Annotated in this window: 1 protein-coding gene; it reads right to left on the bottom strand. The window is 33.3% G+C overall.

The window, feature by feature from the left end:
* On the bottom strand, positions 1-188 hold a 188-nt coding region (locus KH893_RS12475), incomplete at its 3' end, for an SIS domain-containing protein (protein ID WP_281166361.1).
* Positions 189-424 lie beyond the last annotated feature (236 nt).

Raw genomic sequence — 424 nt, 5'->3', positions numbered from 1 at the left:
AAACACTGGATAACATCCTTTGTTGTGCCGGAATGAGAAATACCAATTGCAACATCTCCTTTTTTTGCTAAAGAAGCGCTCATCAATTGCATATTAGCGTCTTGATGAAAAACAGCAGTAATTCCAATTTTCAATAATTTATGTTGGAAATCGGAACATAAAATTCCGGATCCTCCTTGTCCAAACAAAAAAACTTTATTATCCGTTGGAAGATTAATTAGGATGTTTGAAACTGAATTAATTACGTTTTTATCTAAACCTTCCAGTGTATCCTGTAGGGCAATAATAACGTGAGCGAAGACTTTTTGTGTGATTGTACTGTTATCGTCACCAAATTTAAATTCATTTTCTACTGTGATGTCACATGATGGTAGGCTGCTGTCCTCAAGGTATTATTTGATATTTTTCTTCAATTCAAAAAAAT

The sequence above is a fragment of the Liquorilactobacillus sicerae genome (assembly GCF_029916425.1).
In the GTDB taxonomy this organism is placed as follows: domain Bacteria; phylum Bacillota; class Bacilli; order Lactobacillales; family Lactobacillaceae; genus Liquorilactobacillus; species Liquorilactobacillus sicerae.
The sequence above is the reverse complement of the archived record's forward strand: the minus strand, read 5'-3'. Positions and strand labels throughout refer to the sequence as shown.